This is a genomic window from Streptomyces sp. NPDC005863, assembly GCF_042871345.1.
In the GTDB taxonomy this organism is placed as follows: domain Bacteria; phylum Actinomycetota; class Actinomycetes; order Streptomycetales; family Streptomycetaceae; genus Streptomyces.
The window spans coordinates 561,199-579,305 of the sequence record NZ_JBIAII010000005.1 but is presented as its reverse complement, the minus strand read 5'-3'; the positions used below and the strand labels follow the sequence as shown (position 1 = coordinate 579,305).

The following is an 18,107-nucleotide window of genomic DNA, read 5'->3' as shown; positions in this document are numbered from 1 at the left end:
TTACATTCCGAACCCGGAAGCTAAGCCTCACAGCGCCGATGGTACTGCAGGGGGGACCCTGTGGGAGAGTAGGACGCCGCCGAACTAATTTTGAATGATAAGAGCTGGTCCCTGAACTTCGGTTCGGGGACCAGCTCTTTTTTGTTGTGCGTCACCTTCCGTTCACGTCGTGCAACCAACATCGCCAGACATGGGGACAGTTGGATTGTTGCGCGCCGCCGGTGTCGGCACCGGCGATGAGGTCGTCGTGCCGGCCTACGGGAACGCCGAGGTCGCCGAGGACGTGGTCCTCGCCGGCGCGGTGCCCGTCTTCGCTGACATAGACCCGGCCACGTACTGCCTCGACCCGGACGCCGTGAACGCCGTGGTGACCCCGCGGACGGCCGCCGTCGTCGTCGTGCACCGCTTCGGCAACCAGGCCGAGGTGCAGCGGCTGCGGGACGTCGGGAACCGGCAGGGACTCCTCGTACTGGAGCGCAGGGAGCCGGACGCCGCGGCCGTGGAGACCTCGTACGACATACTGGAGCGTCGGCGGGCGCACGCCGCGTATCTCAGCGGGCGCCTTCGCGGTGTCGTGACGCCCGACGGCGGCGAGGGGCACGACTACCAGCAGTACGTCGTCCGCGTGCCCGGGAACGGGCGGCCCGACCGGGACGCCTTCGCACGGGCCGTACGGGCCAAGGGAGTTGACTGCCGGGTGCCGGTGAAGACGCCCGTGCACCGCATGCCGCGGTTCTGGCGGGACGTGCGTCTGCCCGAGACCGAGCGGGCCGCCGACGAGACGCTGGCGTTGCCGGCCGACGCGTCCCTGTCGCGGCGCGAGCTGCACCGTGTCGTCTCCGCGTGCAATGCGCTCGGCGGGCTGCTGCAGCCTGCGTTCTGAGAGGTCGAAAGCCGGAAGCGGGAAGTCGGAAGGCGGTTCGAGGCACCCTTCGATTTCAGGTATGATCTATTCCGTTGCCGCGGGGAAAACCCCCACAAGGCAACAGGCCCCTATAGCTCAGTCGGTAGAGCGTCTCCATGGTAAGGAGAAGGTCAGCGGTTCGATTCCGCTTGGGGGCTCACTTAAAGAAGGCCCCCGCCCAACTGGGCGGGGGCCTTCTGCGTACTCAGTCCTTCTGCAGGCCGGGCACCCGCATCGCGAGGATCGCCATGTCGTCGGAGGGCGCGTCCGTCGCGAAGCGCTCCACCGCGCGCATGATGCGTGCCGCGACCGCTCCCGCCGTCAGACCCGTGCAGGTCGTCAGGACGTCCGCGAGGCCGTCGTCGCCCAGCATGCGGGTGCCCTCGCGGCGTTCGGTGACGCCGTCGGTCACGCAGAGCAGGACGTCGCCCGGGTCGAGCGTCATCGTCTGCTCGTACAGTTCGAGGTCGTCCATGACGCCGAGCAGTGGCTGCGGTTCCGCGTACGGCTCGACCGTGCCGTCCTGGCGCAGGCGGAGCGGCAGCGGGTGGCCGGCGCAGACGACCTTCAGGACCGCCGAGCCGTCCTCCTGGGGCCACAACTCGCCGTACAGGAGCGTCAGGAAGCGGCTGCGGGCGCCCTCGTCGAGGATCGCGGCGTTGAGCCGCTCCAGGACGGCCGGGCCGCCGAACCCCTCGCGCGCGAGCAGCCGCAGGGCGTGCCGGGCGAGGCCCGTGACGGCCGCGGCCTCCGGGCCCGTGCCGCAGACGTCGCCGATCGCGAAGCCGTACGCGCCGTCGCGGATCGGGAAGAGGTCGTAGAAGTCACCGCCGACTTCGTTGCCCTCGCCGGCCGCGCGGTAGATGACCTCGACCTCGACGCCCGGGACCGGCGGGAGCCCCGGCGGCAGCAGGCTGCGCTGCAGGGACTGGCTGATGGCCATGCGCTCGGAGTAGAGGCGGGCGTTGTCGAGGGCGAGTGCCGCCCGGCGGGAGAGATCTTCGGCCAATTCCAGGATCTCTTGGCGGAAGTGTTCGTCGGCGGGCTTACCGAGGGTGAGCATGCCGATGACGCGATTGCGGGCGACCAGGGGCAAGACCACCGTCTCGCCGCCCACCGCCGACGCGGTGGAGAGCGTCGTGCCGATGCCCGAGCCGAGGGTCATGGGTTCACCGAGGCCGAGGCTGCGCATCGAGGTGCGCAGGGCCGCCTGGTGGGCCGCCTCGGACGGGGCCGCCCAGATGCGGGCGCCGGGGGTGGGCACCGGGTCCGGCGGCGAGATCTTGGACAGGAGGGCCTTGAGGCCGTCGATGCGCTCCTCGTCCTCGTGCAGGACGTACGAGAGATAGGGCTCGGCGGACTGGTCGGCGATCGTGTAGACGGCGCACCAAGTGGCCAGGGTCGGGACCGTCATCTGGGCCATGAGGGCCAGGGTTTGGTCGCGGTCCAGGGTGCCCGCGAGGAGGTCGGAGGCCTCGACGAGGAAGGAGAGCGAGCCGCGGCGGAGCCGCTCCAGCTCGCCGAGGCGCGCGGACTCCACGGCCAGGGCGATGCGGTCGGCGGCGAACTGCAGGCGCAGGGCCTCCTCGTTCGAGTACCGCCCGGAGGCCTCGGCGGCGACGCCCAGGGAGCCGGTGAGGCGGCCCTCCACCTTCAGCGGGACCGTGACGACGGAGCGCATGCCCGTGCCGGCGAGCAGCGGGACCGCGCCCGGCACGACCGTCAGGTCCTCGTGGACGGCCGGCATGCGGGCGGAGCCGTACCGTCCGGGGGCCGACTCGACCTGGACGCGGGCGAAGCGCTGGCGGGCGGAGGGCAGGCCCGTGGAGGCGCGGACCTCCAGTTCCGTCTCGTCGTCGGTGGCGAGGAGCAGGAAGGCCGCGTCGCCGTCGAGCATGTCGCGGGCCCGCTCGACGGTGCGCTGGAGCAGGCCGTCGAGGTCGTCGGGGGCGGGGGAGCCGATGAACACCTCGAAGGGGTCCGTGGCGTGCGGCTCGGTGCGCGAGCCCGGCTCGGGGGGCGCGCCGCGCAGCGGGGTCTGCAGCACCGCGCGTTCGTCGTCGCGTACGAGCAGGCAGACCGTGGAGGGTTCGCCGTCGGCGTCGCGGACGCGCAGGTGCGAGGCGTAGACCGGGATCACGCAGCCGTCGGCGCCGCGGACGCCGTAGCTGCCCTCCCAGCGGGAGAGCTGCAGGGCCTCGGCGATGCCGGTGCTGGTGCCCGGGGTGTGCGGCCAGGCCGCGAGGTCGCTGAGCGGCTTGCCCATGACCTGCTCGGAGCCGTAGCCGAAGAGTTCCTCGGCGTCTTCGTTCCAGGCGGAGATGGCGCCCGGGCGGTCGATCTGGATGACGGCGACGCGGACTCTGCCGTCGGCGATGGGCAGCAGCGCGGCCGGGAGCGAGGGGCCGGCGGAGCGGGTGCCCACGGGGCGGTGGGGGAGGTCGAGCTGGAACCAGACCTGCTTGTGGGTGGGCGTGTAGTCGACGCCCCAGCGGGATGCGAGGGCCGCGCAGAGCTGGAGGCCGCGGCCGCCCTCGCGGTCGGGGCTGCCCATGTTCACCGAGGACTGCTGAAGCGGGATCTCGCGCTCCGGATAGCGGTCGGAGACCTCGATGCGTACGGCGTCCTCGCTGCGCAGACACTCGACGTCGGCGGCCGTCCCGGCGTGCACCACGGCGTTGGTGACCAGCTCGCTGGTGAGGACCACGGCGTCGTCGACGATGTCCGAGAAACCCCAGCCCTGCAGGGTGTCGCGCACGAAGGAGCGGGCCGTCGCGACGGAACGTCCGACGGGGTCGAAGGTGGCAGCCGCGCGCGCGGTGATCACAGCACTCCTCGTACGAGTATCGACGACGTCGACAGTGGCGACTGTCTCGACGCCCAGTTCTCCCGAACCCATGGTGACGGCCGCCCCTCCGATGCCCGCTTGTTCGTGTACCACCGCCCTGGTTGGGCAGGACCGGGGTGGTTGGACAGCCGGATGCAAGGTTACTTACCTTCGCCGTCCATGCTGATGCCGGTCGTCAGTGTTTCCGCCCGGAGGGTGTGCGGACGGTGTGCGAAGCTGCCGAACTGTTATGGCCTGGTTCGGCCATGGTGAAACACTGGGCAAGCTTCATGGAGACAGCCCAGAAATACCCGAGCAGTACCGGTCGACCCTTGCGGGAGGGACACAGTGGAGTCTGGCGCAGCGACGCGGGGTTCTAAAACGCGCGCGAAAGACGGACAGTCCCTGAACAAACAGCGCAAACCGCGCAACGGGACGACGGCTTCAGTGGACGCTGCGGCTCTGAACAGGCTGCTCGCAGCCCTGGTGGCGATGCGGGACGGCAACTTCCGTAAGCGGCTCACGGTCTCCGGCGACGACGTGATGTCCGAGATCGCCGCCGTCTTCAACGAGGTGGCTGACCGAAATCTGCACCTCACCGGTGAGCTTTCGCGGGTGCGGCGCATGGTCGGACGTGAGGGAAAACTCACGGAACGACTTGAGGCCGGGGCGAGCGAGGGCTCGTGGGCGGCCGCGATCGACGCCTCGAACGCGCTCGTCGACGATCTCGTACGTCCCGTCTCCGAGGTCGGCCGGGTGCTGTCCGCGGTCGCGGAGGGCGACCTGGAGCAGCGCATGGAGCTGCGGGCCCAGGGGGTCGACGGGGCCGCGCATCCGCTGCGCGGCGAGTTCCTGAAGGTCGGGCGGACGGTCAACAACCTCGTCGACCAGCTCTCCACCTTCACGGACGAGGTCACGCGCGTGGCCAGCGAGGTCGGCACCGAGGGCAAGCTCGGCGGGCAGGCCAGGGTGCGCGGGATGTCCGGTTCGTGGAAGGACCTCACGGACTCCGTGAACACCATGGCGTACCGCCTGACCGCCCAGGTGCGGGACATCGCGCTGGTGACGACGGCCGTGGCGAAGGGTGATCTGTCCCGCAAGGTCACGGTTCATGTCGCGGGCGAGATGCTGGAGTTGAAGAACACCGTCAACACGATGGTGGACCAGCTCTCGTCGTTCTCCTCCGAGGTGACGCGGGTGGCCCGCGAGGTCGGTACGGAGGGCGAGCTCGGCGGCCAGGCGCAGGTGCCGGGTGTGGCGGGCGTGTGGAAGGACCTCACCGATTCGGTGAACCTGATGGCCGGCAACCTCACCGCCCAGGTGCGGGGGATCGCCCAGGTCACGACGGCGGTCGCGAACGGCGATCTGTCCCAGAAGGTGACGGTGAGCGCGCGCGGCGAGGTCGCCCAGCTCGCCGAGACGATCAACCAGATGACCGAGACGCTGCGGACGTTCGCGGACGAGGTCACCCGCGTGGCCAACGAGGTCGGCGCGGAGGGGCAGCTCGGCGGCCAGGCCAACGTGCCGGGCGCGGCCGGTACGTGGAAGGACCTGACCGACTCGGTCAACACGGTCTTCCGGAACCTCACGACGCAGGTGCGCGACATCGCGCAGGTGACGACGGCGGTCGCCAACGGTGACCTGTCGCAGAAGGTCACCGTGGACGTCGCGGGCGAGATGCTCGAATTGAAGAACACCACGAACACGATGGTCGACCAGCTCTCCGCCTTCGGCTCCGAAGTGACGCGCGTGGCGCGGGAGATCGGCGTCGAGGGCGAGCTCGGCGGTCAGGCGCAGGTGCAGGGCGCGGCCGGTACGTGGAAGGACCTCACCGACTCGGTGAACACCGCGTTCCGCAACCTCACGGGGCAGGTCCGCAACATCGCCCAGGTGACGACGGCGGTCGCCAACGGTGACCTGTCGCAGAAGGTCACCGTGGACGTCTCCGGCGAGATGCTCCAGCTGAAGAACACCGTGAACACGATGGTGGACCAGCTGTCGTCCTTCGCCGACCAGGTCACGCGGATGGCGCGGGACGTGGGCACCGAGGGCCGGCTCGGCGGCCAGGCGCGTGTGGACGGCGTGAGCGGTACGTGGAAGGACCTCACGGACTCCGTCAACTTCATGGCGGGCAACCTGACGTCGCAGGTCCGCCAGATCGCGCAGGTCACCACGGCGGTGGCGCGCGGCGACCTGTCGCAGAAGATCGAGGTCGACGCGCGGGGCGAGATCCTCGAACTCAAGAACACCATCAACACGATGGTCGACCAGCTGTCCGCCTTCGCGGACCAGGTGACCCGGGTGGCCCGCGAGGTGGGCACCGAGGGGCGCCTGGGCGGTCAGGCGCAGGTGCCCGGTGTGGCCGGCGTGTGGCGTGATCTGACGGACTCCGTGAACGGCATGGCCGGCAACCTCACCGCGCAGGTGCGCAACATCGCGCAGGTGGCGACGGCGGTGGCGCGCGGTGACCTGTCGCAGAAGATCGACGTGGACGCGCGCGGCGAGATCCTGGAGCTGAAGAACACCCTGAACACGATGGTGGACCAGCTGTCCGCCTTCGCCGAGCAGGTCACGCGGGTCTCCCGCGAGGTGGGTACGGACGGCATCCTGGGCGGCCAGGCCGAGGTGCAGGGTGTCTCCGGCACCTGGAAGGACCTCACGCAGTCCGTGAACGGCATGGCGAACAACCTCACCCTGCAGGTGCGCAACATCGCCGAGGTCACCACCGCCGTCGCCATGGGCGACCTCTCCAAGAAGATCACCGTCGACGCGAAGGGCGAGATCCTCGAACTCGTCACGACCGTCAACACCATGGTCGACCAGCTGTCGTCGTTCGCCGAGCAGGTGACCCGGGTGGCCCGCGAGGTGGGCACCGAGGGCCAGTTGGGCGGCCAGGCGCGGGTGCCGGGCGTCACCGGCATCTGGAAGGACCTGAGCGACAACGTCAACCTGATGGCCAACAATCTGACCAGCCAGGTGCGCAACATCTCCCAGGTCTCGGCGGCGGTCGCCAACGGCGACCTCACCAAGAAGGTGACGGTGGAGGCGCGCGGCGAGGTCGCGCAGCTCGCCGACACGGTCAACACCATGGTGACGACGCTGAGTTCGTTCGCCGACGAGGTCACGCGTGTGGCCCGTGAGGTGGGCACCGACGGCATCCTGGGCGGCCAGGCGCGGGTGCCGGGCGTCTCCGGTACGTGGAAGGACCTCACCGAGTCCGTGAACTCGATGGCGTCCAACCTGACCGGTCAGGTCCGCAACATCGCGATGGTCACCACGGCGATCGCCAAGGGTGATCTGACCAAGAAGATCGACATCGACGCCCGGGGCGAGATCCTGGAGCTGAAGACCACCATCAACACGATGGTCGACCAGCTGTCGTCCTTCGCCGAGCAGGTCACCCGGGTCGCCCGCGAGGTGGGTACGGAGGGCCAGCTGGGCGGTCAGGCACGCGTGCGTGACGTCGACGGCACGTGGCGGGACCTCACCGAGTCCGTGAACGAGATGGCCGGAAACCTCACCCGTCAGGTGCGCGCCATCGCCAAGGTCGCCACCGCGGTGACCCGGGGCGACCTCAACCTCAAGATCGAGGTCGACGCCGCCGGCGAGATCCAGGTGCTGCAGGACAACATCAACACGATGATCGCCAACCTGCGCGACACCACCCTCGCCAACAAGGAACAGGACTGGCTCAAGGGCAACCTGGCGCGGATCTCCGGTCTGATGCAGGGCCGCCGCGACCTGGACGACGTCGCCTCGCTGATCATGAGCGAGCTGACGCCGGTGGTCTCGGCGCAGCACGGCGCGTTCTTCCTCGCGATGCCGACGGACGACGCACAGGACCTCGGGGGCGACCACGAGGACGCGTACGAGCTGCGGATGCTCGGCAGTTACGGGTACTCCATGGGGTCCATGCCGACGTCCTTCCGGCCCGGCGAGACGCTCATCGGGACGGCCGCCAAGGAGCGGCGCACGATCCTCGTGGAGAACGCGCCGTCCGGCTATCTGCGGATCGCGTCCGGGCTCGGCGAGGCGCCGCCCGCGCAGGTCATCGTGCTCCCGGTGCTCTTCGAGGGGACGGTCCTCGGCGTGATCGAGCTGGCCTCCTTCCAGCCCTTCACGCAGATCCAGAAGGACTTCCTCAGCCAGATCGCCGAGATGATCGCGACGAGCGTCAACACCATCAGCGTCAACACCAAGACCGAGGTGCTGCTGAAGCAGTCGCAGGAGCTGACCGAGCAACTGCGGGAGCGTTCGGCCGAGTTGGAGAACCGGCAGAAGGCGCTTCAGGACTCCAACGCGGAGCTGGAGGAGAAGGCCGAGCTGCTCGCCCAGCAGAACCGTGACATCGAGGTCAAGAACACCGAGATCGAGGAGGCCAGGCAGGTCCTGGAGGAGCGGGCCGAGCAGCTCGCGGTCTCGATGCGCTACAAGTCCGAGTTCCTCGCGAACATGTCGCACGAGCTGCGCACGCCGCTCAACTCCCTGCTGATCCTGGCCAAGTTGCTCGCCGACAATGCCGACGCGAACCTCACGCCCAAGCAGGTCGAGTTCGCCGAGACGATCCACGGCGCGGGCTCGGACCTGCTGCAGCTGATCAACGACATCCTCGACCTGTCGAAGGTCGAGGCCGGCAAGATGGACGTCTCCCCGACGCGCATCGCGCTGGTCCAACTCGTCGACTACGTAGAGGCCACTTTCCGGCCGCTGACCGCGGAGAAGGGGCTCGACTTCTCCGTACGGGTCTCCCCGGAACTGCCCGCCACGCTGCACACGGACGAACAGCGCCTCCTCCAGGTGCTGCGCAACCTCTTGTCGAACGCGGTGAAGTTCACCGACTCCGGAGCGGTCGAGCTGGTGATCCGGCACGCCAACAACGACGTGCCCAACGCCATCCGCGAGCAGCTCCTGGAGGCGGGCTCGCTGCGCGACGCGGACGCCGACCTGATCGCCTTCTCGGTGACGGACACCGGCATCGGCATCGCGGCCAGCAAGATGCGGGTCATCTTCGAGGCGTTCAAGCAGGCCGACGGCACGACGAGCAGGAAGTACGGCGGCACCGGCCTCGGTCTCTCCATCAGCCGGGAGATCGCGCGGCTGCTCGGCGGCGAGATCCACGCGCAGAGCGAGCCGGGCCGCGGCTCGACGTTCACGCTCTATTTGCCGCTGCACCCGAGCGAACTGCCGCCCCAGGGCTACACGCAGCTGGCGCCCGCGCCCCAGCCGCGCGAACTGCCCGCCCTGGAGGAGGCCCCCTCGACCGAGGGCACGGCCCGGCCCGAGGCCGCCCCGGCGCGCCAGGAGGCGCCCACGGGCCCCGCGGCGCTCTTCCGCAGGCGGCGCCGTCCCGCGCCCGCGCAGGAGCCCTCGGCGCTGCCGGGGCAGTCGGCTCCCGGCGGACAGGAGCAGCGGCCCCAGGAGCAGCGCCCGCAGGATCAGTGGCCTTCGGTGCAGGAGACCCCGGCCCCTGCCGCGGCCCGGCCCGGCATCCACTTCGGCGGTGAGAAGGTCCTCATCGTCGACGACGACATCCGCAACGTCTTCGCGCTCACCAGCGTCCTGGAGCAGCACGGCCTCGCGGTGCTGTACGCGGAGAACGGCCGGGAGGGCATCGAAGTGCTGGAGCAGCACGACGATGTGGCGGTTGTTCTGATGGACATCATGATGCCCGAGATGGACGGGTACGCGACGACGACGGCGATCCGCAGGATGCCGCAGTTCGCGGGCCTCCCGATCATCGCGCTCACCGCCAAGGCGATGAAGGGCGACCGGGAGAAGGCCATCGACTCCGGAGCTTCCGATTACGTCACGAAGCCGGTCGACCCGGATCATCTGTTGTCGGTGATGGAGCAGTGGATGCGCGCTGAGTGACCGAGAACCGGCTTCGTCACACGCAGTTGCTGACAGAGTGTGGCGGAGGTCGTGTAGAACCGCGGTGTGCGGGGAACCTTCTGGTCTCCCACCGCGTTTCTGCTACGTGCACAGTGACATCGCGGTGACAGGGTGTGGCGACAGGCGGGGTGCGGCTACCATGACCGGCACAAGGACGGGCGGCGCAAGGGAGTCGTCCTCTGGGGCGGCGCCCGGTGTACCGCCGGGGCGAGGAGGGCGGGCCATGGTGCAGAAGGCCAAGATCCTCCTGGTCGATGACCGGCCGGAGAATCTGCTGGCGCTGGAGGCCATCCTCTCTGCGCTCGATCAGACACTGGTGCGGGCATCGTCCGGGGAGGAAGCGCTCAAAGCACTACTCACGGACGACTTCGCGGTCATTTTGCTGGACGTCCAGATGCCGGGAATGGACGGCTTCGAAACCGCCGCGCACATCAAACGGCGGGAGCGGACGCGGGACATCCCGATCATCTTCCTCACCGCCATCAACCACGGACCGCATCACACCTTCCGTGGCTATGCGGCGGGCGCGGTGGACTACATCTCCAAGCCGTTCGACCCGTGGGTGCTGCGCGCGAAGGTCTCGGTCTTCGTCGAGCTGTACATGAAGAACTGCCAACTGCGGGAGCAGGCGGCGCTGCTGCGGCTCCAGCTGGAGGGCAGCGGCAAGGCCGTGGCCGGCGACGCCAAGGAGCCCGCGGGGCTGCTCGCCGAGCTGTCGGCGCGGCTCGCCGCGGTCGAGGAGCAGGCCGAGGCGCTGTCCAAACAGCTGGACGACGAGTCGGCGGATGCCGCGGCGGTCGCCACCGCCGCCCATCTCGAACGCAAACTCACCGGCCTCCGCCGGGCGCTTGACGCCCTGGAGCCGGGCACCGGCAGCGGCGCGCCCTCGGTCCCCTCGCAGAACTGACGTGGCACGGAGCCTCCCTGACGAGGTTTCGTGCCGCGTGAGCGCGGTGAAGCGCCGTCAGTTCTCCGCCACCGCAAGGGCGACACAAACGGGTGAAGCAGTGGGCACACGTGTCCGCAGTGGTCGACACCGGTAACCTCACACCCATGGCCTCACGTCAGTCCGCAGCCAAGAAGACGCCCGCGAAGAAGGCGGCCGCGCCGACGAAGGCTCCGGCGAAGAAGGCCGCTGCCAGACCGCCCGCGAAGAAGATCGCGGCAAAGAAGGTGCCCGCCAGGAAGGCGCCGGCCAAGAAGGTCGCGGCGAAGAAGCCCGCGCCCAGGCCGGTGCCCAGCCCCACCGGGGGCGTGTACCGGCTGGCGCGCGCCGTCTGGCTGGGCATCGCGCACGGAGTCGGCGCCATGTTCCGCGGCATAGGGCGGGGCGCCAAGGGGCTCGATCCGGCGCACCGCAAGGACGGCCTCGCGCTGCTCCTGCTCGGCATCGCGCTGATCGTCGCCGCGGGCACCTGGTCGAACCTGCGCGGCCCGGTCGGCGACCTCGTGGAGGTCCTGGTGACCGGTGCGTTCGGCCGCCTCGACCTGCTGGTGCCGCTGCTGTTCGGCACCATCGCCGTACGCCTCATCCGGCACCCGGAGAAGCCCGAGGCCAACGGCCGCATCGTGATCGGCCTGTCCGCCCTGGTCATCGGCATCCTCGGGCAGGTCCACATCGCGTGCGGCTCGCCCGCGCGCAGCTCCGGGATGCAGGCGATAAGGGATGCCGGCGGTCTGATCGGCTGGGGCTCCTCCACGCCGCTGATCTTCACCATGGGCGAGATCCTCGCGGTGCCGCTCCTGGTGCTGCTCACCGTCTTCGGGCTGCTCGTCGTCACGGCGACGCCCGTCAACGCCATCCCGCAGCGGCTGCGGCTGCTCGGCACCAAGCTCGGCGTGGTCCAGCCCGAGCCGGAGGCCGAGGTCTACTTCGACGACGACGAGCGGTACGAGGACCAGTGGCGCGAGGCGCTGCCCGCCCGCCCCTCGCGCCGGCGCACCCCCGCCCCCGACGGGTACGACCCGGACGGCTACGGTCCCGACCGGGCCGAGGAGGACGCCCTCTCCAAGCGGCGCAGGCCGCGCAGGACCCCCGTACAGCCGGACATGGACCGGCCGATGGACGCCGTGGACGTGGCGGCCGCCGCTGCCGCCGCCCTGGACGGTGCCGTGCTGCACGGCATGCCGCCGTCGCCGTTGGTCGCCGATCTGACCCAGGGCGTCTCCGGGGAGCGGGAGGACCGCGAACACAGCGAGGAGCGGGAGCCCGCGGCCCCCGTGCCGACCGCGCGCGCCACCGACGCCCCGGTGCCCGGCAAGCTCAAGAAGAAGCCGCAGGCGCCCGCTCAGAGCGCCGTACAGGACCTCACCAAGCCCGCGCCCGAGCCCCCGCGCGAACTGCCGCCCCGCGCCGAGCAGCTCCAGCTGTCCGGCGACATCACCTACGCGCTGCCCTCGCTCGACCTCCTGGAGCGCGGCGGCCCCGGCAAGACCCGCAGCGCCGCCAACGACGCGGTCGTGGACTCGCTGACGAACGTCTTCACCGAGTTCAAGGTTGACGCGCGCGTCACCGGCTTCACGCGCGGGCCGACGGTCACGCGGTACGAGATCGAGCTGGGCCCCGCCGTGAAGGTCGAGAAGATCACGGCGCTGGCCAAGAACATCGCGTACGCGGTCGCCTCGCCCGACGTCCGGATCATCTCGCCGATCCCCGGCAAGTCCGCGGTCGGCATCGAGATCCCGAACACCGACCGCGAGATGGTCAACGTCGGCGACGTGCTGCGCCTGGCCGACGCGGCCGAGGACGACCACCCCATGCTCGTCGCGCTCGGCAAGGACGTCGAGGGCGGCTATGTGATGGCCAACATGGCGAAGATGCCGCACATCCTGGTGGCCGGTGCCACCGGCTCCGGCAAGTCGTCGTGCATCAACTGCCTGATCACTTCGATCATGATAAGAGCGACGCCCGAGGACGTCCGGATGGTCCTCGTCGACCCCAAGCGGGTCGAGCTCACCGCGTACGAGGGCATCCCGCACCTGATCACGCCGATCATCACCAACCCCAAGCGGGCCGCCGAGGCCCTCCAGTGGGTCGTGCGCGAGATGGACCTGCGCTACGACGACCTCGCCGCCTTCGGCTACCGGCACATCGACGACTTCAACCAGGCCGTGCGCGAGGGCAAGCTCAAGACGCCCGAGGGCAGCGAGCGGGAGCTCCAGGCGTACCCGTACCTCCTGGTGATCGTCGACGAGCTCGCCGACCTGATGATGGTCGCCCCGCGCGACGTCGAGGACTCGATCGTGCGCATCACCCAGCTCGCGCGCGCGGCCGGCATCCACCTGGTGCTCGCCACCCAGCGGCCCTCGGTCGACGTCGTGACCGGCCTGATCAAGGCGAACGTGCCCTCCCGCCTCGCCTTCGCGACCTCCTCGCTCGCCGACAGCCGCGTCATCCTCGACCAGCCCGGCGCGGAGAAGCTCATCGGCAAGGGCGACGGTCTCTTCCTGCCGATGGGCGCCAACAAGCCCACCCGTATGCAGGGCGCCTTCGTCACCGAGGACGAGATCCACGCGGTGGTCCAGCACTGCAAGGACCAGATGGCGCCGGTCTTCCGGGACGACGTCACCGTCGGCACCAAGCAGAAGAAGGAGATCGACGAGGACATCGGCGACGACCTCGATCTGCTCTGCCAGGCCGCCGAGCTGGTGGTCTCCACCCAGTTCGGGTCCACGTCCATGCTGCAGCGCAAGCTGCGCGTCGGCTTCGCGAAGGCCGGCCGGCTGATGGACCTGATGGAGTCGCGCTCCATCGTCGGGCCCAGCGAGGGATCCAAGGCACGTGACGTTCTTGTGAAACCTGACGAGCTGGACGGCGTGCTCGCGGTGATCCGCGGGGAGGCTAGCCCATAAGGCCGGGCCAGGCTCACCCGTAAGGGATCAGCAGGCAACCGTTTCCCTTCGGCGCACGTCAAGTTGAGGGAGATAAGAGCACGATGTCCCACCATCAGGATGTCCGGCCATTCTGATGGCGTACAAAGTCCGTCCGTCCGGTTGCCCCACCCTTTCAGGACCCGCCTAAACTGAACCTCCGGCAGGTGGCTACACGCTCGAAAGGCGCCCCCGTGTCCATCGGCAACTCCCCTGAAGACGACCGTCCTTCAGACGACCGCCTCGACCGCCCCGACCGCGCCGCAGACGAGAGCGCGGCAGACGGGACGCAGGCCGCCGACCGCCAGGCCGACGACCGGCTCCCGATCGGCCGTGTCCTGCGGCAGGCCCGTATCGACGCGGGTCTGACCGTCGACGAGATCAGCACCTCCACGCGCGTGCGCATCCCGATCGTGCACGCGATCGAACAGGACGACTTCTCCCGCTGCGGCGGCGACGTGTACGCCCGCGGCCACATCAGAACGCTGGCGCGCGCCGTCGGCGTCGACCCGGCCCCGCTGCTCGCCCAGTACGACGAGGGGCACGGCGGCCGCCCGCCCGCGCCCACCCCCGCGGCGCCCCTCTTCGAGGCCGAACGCATCCGCTCCGAGCCGCGCCGGCCGAACTGGACGGCCGCCATGGTCGCCGCGATCGTCGCGGTGATCGGCTTCGTCGGCTTCACCGCGTTCGGCGGCGGCGACGACAAGGACAGCTCGAAGTCGCTCGCCGAGGGCCCCACGCCCGCGGCCTCCCAGCCGGTGAAGAAGCCGAAGCCCGCCAAGCCCGCCGACCCCAAGCCCGACCCGTCGGACAGCGCCATCGCCGGTGTCCCGCGCGACAAGGTCACGGTGAAGGTCGTCGCCCCCGAGGGCCGCAGCTGGATCTCGGCCAAGGACCACAGCGGTCGGACCCTCTTCGACGGCGTCCTTGAGCAGGGTCAGGACAAGACCTTCCAGGACAAGCAGAAGATCGATCTCGTCCTCGGCGACGCGGGCGCGATCAAGCTGTACGTGAACGGCAAGCAGGTCGACAACGAATTCGAGCCCGGCCAGGTCGAGCGCCTCACGTACACCAAGGGCGACCCGCAGGCGGGCTGACCGCGGCCCGCGAGGGCGTCTGACCAGCGACGCTCCGCGGGGTGCGGGACCGGCCCGGTGGCGCGCCGCCGACCTGGGGCGGACCGGCGGGTAACCCTGGCGGGAGGTGCCGGGGCGGGGACGAAGTAGTCTTGAGACCATGCCCGAACGCCGCACCGTCGCCCTTGTCACTCTTGGCTGCGCCCGTAACGAGGTGGACTCGGAGGAGCTCGCAGGCCGCTTGGAGGCGGATGGCTGGCAGCTCGTCGAGGACGCCGAGGACGCGGACGTCGCCGTCGTCAACACCTGCGGCTTCGTCGAAGCCGCCAAGAAGGACTCCGTCGACGCCCTCCTCGAAGCCAATGATCTGAAGGGTCACGGCAAGACCCAGGCCGTCGTCGCGGTCGGCTGCATGGCCGAGCGGTACGGCAAGGAGCTCGCCGAGGCGCTGCCCGAGGCCGACGGGGTGCTCGGTTTCGACGACTACGCCGACATCTCCGGCCGGCTGCAGACCATCCTCAGCGGTGGCAGCGTCGAGGCCCACACCCCGCGCGACCGGCGCAAGCTCCTGCCGATCAGCCCCGCCGAGCGGCAGAACGCCCAGGGCGCCGTAGCGCTGCCGGGCCATGCGCCCGTCGAGCCCGCGCTGATCCCGCAGGACCTGCCCGAGGGCGTCGCGCCCGCCTCCGGCCCGCGCGCGCCGCTCCGCCGCCGCCTGGGCTCCAGCCCCGTCGCCTCCGTGAAGCTGGCCTCCGGCTGCGACCGGCGCTGCTCGTTCTGCGCCATCCCCTCCTTCCGCGGCTCGTTCATCTCGCGCCGCCCCTCCGACGTCCTCGGCGAGACCCGCTGGCTCGCCGAGCAGGGCGTCAAGGAGGTCATGCTCGTCTCCGAGAACAACACCTCGTACGGCAAGGACCTCGGCGACATCCGCCTCCTGGAGACGCTGCTCCCGGAGCTCGCCGCCGTCGACGGGATCGAGCGGGTGCGCGTCAGCTACCTGCAGCCCGCCGAGATGCGCCCCGGCCTCATCGACGTCCTCACCTCGACGGAGAAGGTCGCCCCCTACTTCGATCTGTCCTTCCAGCACTCCGCGCCCGGCGTGCTGCGCGCCATGCGGCGCTTCGGTGACACCGACCGCTTCCTGGAGCTCCTGGACACCATCCGCTCCAAGGCCCCGCAGGCCGGCGTGCGCTCCAACTTCATCGTGGGCTTCCCCGGCGAGAGCGAGGCGGATGTCGCTGAGCTCGAGCGGTTCCTGACCGGCGCCCGCCTGGACGCCATCGGCGTCTTCGGGTACTCCGACGAGGAGGGCACCGAGGCGGCCACGTACGACGAGAAGCTCGACCAGGACGTCGTCGACGAGCGGCTCGCCCGCATCGCGCGGCTTGCCGAGGAGCTCACCTCACAGCGCGCCGATGAGCGGCTCGGCGAGACCGTGGAGGTGCTCGTGGAGTCCCTCGACGAGGAAGAGGGCCCGCTCGGCCGTGCCGCGCACCAGGCTCCGGAGACGGACGGCCAGATCCGGCTGACCGGCACCACCGGTGCGGGCGGCCCCCAGGTCGGCCGTATGGTCGTGGCAAAGGTCGTCGGCACGGAGGGCGTGGACTTGGTGGCCGAGTGTCTGCAGGAGGCCGGCAGATGACAGGAGTCCCGGCACCCGCGGGTGGTTCCGGTGCGCCGGGCGCGCCGGGGACGAAGCCGGTCCGGGGCGGGAAGCTGGGCGCCGCGGCGGTCAATCAGGCCAGCCTGTGGAACGTCGCGAACCTGCTGACCATGGTCCGGCTGCTGCTCGTGCCCGGCTTCGTGATGCTGCTGCTCGGCAACGGCGGGTACGACCCGGCCTGGCGCTCGTTCGCCTGGGCCGCTTTCGCCGTCGCCATGATCACCGACCTCTTCGACGGCCACCTGGCCCGCACGTACAACCTGGTCACGGACTTCGGGAAGATCGCCGACCCGATCGCCGACAAGGCGATCATGGGCGCCGCGCTGATCTGTCTCTCCTGGCTCGGTGACCTGCCCTGGTGGGTGACCGGGGTGATTCTCGGGCGGGAGCTCGGGATCACGCTGCTGCGCTTCTGGGTGATCCGCTACGGCGTCATTCCGGCCAGCCGCGGCGGGAAGATGAAGACGCTCGCGCAGGGCACGGCGGTCGGGATGTACGTTCTGGCCCTGACCGGACCGCTCGCCACACTGCGGTTCTGGGTGATGGGGCTCGCCGTGGTGCTGACCGTGGTGACCGGACTCGACTATGTGAAGCAGGCCGTCGTGTTGCGCAGGCAGGGCAGGGCCGAGGCGCGTGCGGCGGCGGACGAAACCGCCCGGGAGGCGGCGAAGTGACATCCCCCGGGCACTCGGCGTCCGAGGCGCCGGCGCGCACGCTGCTGCGGCTCCTGGCCGCACGCGGCGAGACGCTGGCCGTCGCCGAGTCGCTGACCGGGGGCCTGGTGGCCGCCGAGATCACGTCGACGCCCGGGGCCTCGAAGGTCTTCCGCGGCTCCGTGACGGCGTACGCCACGGAGCTGAAGCGGGACGTGCTCGGCGTCGACGGCACTCTGCTGGACCAGCGCGGGGCGGTGGATCCGGAGGTCGCGCGGCAGATGGCGGCGGGCGTGCGGACGGCCCTCGGCGCGGACTGGGGGATCGCCACCACCGGGGTCGCGGGCCCCGAGGCGCAGGACGGACAGCCGGTCGGGACCGTGTACGTGGCGGTCGCCGCTCCGGCGCGGGACGCGGGCCGGGAAGCGGCTTCCGGTACGAAAACCGAGAACATGCGCGGTTACGCCGATGGCGGAGCCCAGGTAAAAGTGGCCGCCCTGCGGTTGAACGGGGGGCGTGCGGAAATCCGTAGGGAAAGCGTACGGAGCGTCCTCACGCTGCTCATCGAACAGCTGTCCGGCGAACCTCCGGGGAACGGGCGGGCACAGGATACGGAACAGAACGGGGGGAATTGATGTTTGCAGCCCTGAGTGAACACGACATCGCTCCCCGCACGGCCGCCGTGCAAGGCGGTACGGTGGGGCGTGAAGGATGCGGCTACGCGGTCCGAGGAGGGAGCCACCGATGATTCTGCTCCGTCGCCTGCTGGGTGACGTGCTGCGTCGGCAGCGCCAGCGCCAGGGCCGTACTCTGCGCGAAGTCTCCTCGTCCGCCCGAGTCTCGCTCGGCTATCTCTCCGAGGTGGAGCGGGGGCAGAAGGAGGCTTCCTCCGAGCTGCTTTCCGCGATCTGCGACGCGCTTGACGTACGGATGTCCGAGCTCATGCGTGAAGTGAGCGACGAGCTGTCGCTCGCCGAGCTGGCTGAGTCTGCAGCAGTCCCGGAGCCGGTGCGCGCACCGGTTCGTTCGATGCTGAATTCCGTCTCCGTGGCCGGCGTGCCACCGGAACGGGTCACGATCAAGGCACCTGCGGAGGCGGTCGACGTCGTCGCGGCGTGACGTTCCGAGAAGTGTGTGGAAGCCCCGGCCGGGTACCCGGTCGGGGCTTCTGTTTGTCCGAGGTGCACCCCACGTGACCTGGGATTCATGAATCGACCTATTT

Annotated in this window: 10 protein-coding genes, 1 tRNA gene and 1 rRNA gene; 11 read left to right on the top strand and 1 reads right to left on the bottom strand. The window is 70.0% G+C overall.

Annotation, left to right across the window (positions count from 1 at the left end):
* From rrf to ACFYO9_RS21510, 3 genes are all read left to right on the top strand, one after another.
* A 5S ribosomal RNA gene (gene rrf / locus ACFYO9_RS21520) occupies positions 1–85 on the top strand; the annotation flags it as partial.
* A gap of 120 nt (positions 86–205) precedes the next feature.
* Complete coding sequence (locus tag ACFYO9_RS21515; RefSeq protein ID WP_358777138.1) at positions 206–883, top strand: DegT/DnrJ/EryC1/StrS family aminotransferase; 678 nt, start codon at positions 206–208, stop codon at positions 881–883.
* Positions 884–989: 106 nt separating this feature from the next.
* Positions 990–1,062 (top strand) — tRNA-Thr (locus ACFYO9_RS21510).
* 47 nt (positions 1,063–1,109) lie between these two features.
* Here the strand turns inward: ACFYO9_RS21510 and ACFYO9_RS21505 are convergent.
* Complete coding sequence (locus tag ACFYO9_RS21505; protein ID WP_358777077.1) at positions 1,110–3,731, bottom strand: SpoIIE family protein phosphatase; 2,622 nt, start codon at positions 3,729–3,731, stop codon at positions 1,110–1,112.
* Positions 3,732–4,079: 348 nt separating this feature from the next.
* Between ACFYO9_RS21505 and ACFYO9_RS21500 the strand changes: the two genes are divergently transcribed.
* The 8 genes from ACFYO9_RS21500 (at position 4,080) to ACFYO9_RS21465 (ending at position 18,004) form a co-directional block, all read left to right on the top strand.
* Positions 4,080–9,602 carry a HAMP domain-containing protein gene (locus ACFYO9_RS21500; RefSeq protein ID WP_358777078.1) on the top strand — a complete coding sequence of 1,841 codons (5,523 nt, stop codon included), beginning with the start codon at positions 4,080–4,082 and terminating at the stop codon, positions 9,600–9,602.
* A 244-nt stretch (positions 9,603–9,846) separates the two neighbouring features.
* A complete protein-coding gene (locus ACFYO9_RS21495; RefSeq protein ID WP_355804268.1) occupies positions 9,847–10,530 on the top strand; it encodes a response regulator in 684 nt (227 codons plus the stop codon).
* A gap of 146 nt (positions 10,531–10,676) precedes the next feature.
* On the top strand, positions 10,677–13,475 hold the full coding sequence (locus ACFYO9_RS21490) for a DNA translocase FtsK (protein WP_358777079.1): 2,799 nt from the start codon (positions 10,677–10,679) through the stop codon (positions 13,473–13,475).
* Positions 13,476–13,687: 212 nt separating this feature from the next.
* Entirely contained in the window at positions 13,688–14,590 is a 903-nt protein-coding gene (locus ACFYO9_RS21485; protein ID WP_358777080.1) for a helix-turn-helix domain-containing protein, read from the top strand.
* Positions 14,591–14,729: 139 nt separating this feature from the next.
* A complete protein-coding gene (gene rimO / locus ACFYO9_RS21480; RefSeq protein ID WP_358777081.1) occupies positions 14,730–16,211 on the top strand; it encodes a 30S ribosomal protein S12 methylthiotransferase RimO in 1,482 nt (493 codons plus the stop codon).
* Positions 16,208–16,906 carry a CDP-diacylglycerol--glycerol-3-phosphate 3-phosphatidyltransferase gene (gene pgsA, locus ACFYO9_RS21475; RefSeq protein WP_358777082.1) on the top strand — a complete coding sequence of 233 codons (699 nt, stop codon included), beginning with the start codon at positions 16,208–16,210 and terminating at the stop codon, positions 16,904–16,906. Before rimO ends, pgsA begins: the two co-directional genes overlap by 4 nt.
* Entirely contained in the window at positions 16,903–17,520 is a 618-nt protein-coding gene (locus ACFYO9_RS21470) for a CinA family protein (RefSeq protein WP_388666488.1), read from the top strand. Before pgsA ends, ACFYO9_RS21470 begins: the two co-directional genes overlap by 4 nt.
* A 109-nt stretch (positions 17,521–17,629) precedes the next feature.
* The gene (locus tag ACFYO9_RS21465) at positions 17,630–18,004 is read left to right on the top strand and encodes a helix-turn-helix domain-containing protein (RefSeq protein ID WP_055564110.1); all 375 of its coding nucleotides are present in this window, start codon (positions 17,630–17,632) and stop codon (positions 18,002–18,004) included.
* Positions 18,005–18,107 lie beyond the last annotated feature (103 nt).

Bases quoted from the DNA above. Each gene is read 5' to 3' on its own strand.
- ACFYO9_RS21495 (WP_355804268.1), top strand. From the start codon at position 9,847: ATGGTGCAGAAGGCCAAGATCCTCCTGGTCGATGACCGGCCGGAGAAT.
- pgsA (WP_358777082.1), top strand. From the start codon at position 16,208: ATGACAGGAGTCCCGGCACCCGCGGGTGGTTCCGGTGCGCCGGGCGCG.
- ACFYO9_RS21490 (WP_358777079.1), top strand. From the start codon at position 10,677: ATGGCCTCACGTCAGTCCGCAGCCAAGAAGACGCCCGCGAAGAAGGCG.
- rimO (WP_358777081.1), top strand. From the start codon at position 14,730: ATGCCCGAACGCCGCACCGTCGCCCTTGTCACTCTTGGCTGCGCCCGT.
- ACFYO9_RS21465 (WP_055564110.1), top strand. From the start codon at position 17,630: ATGATTCTGCTCCGTCGCCTGCTGGGTGACGTGCTGCGTCGGCAGCGC.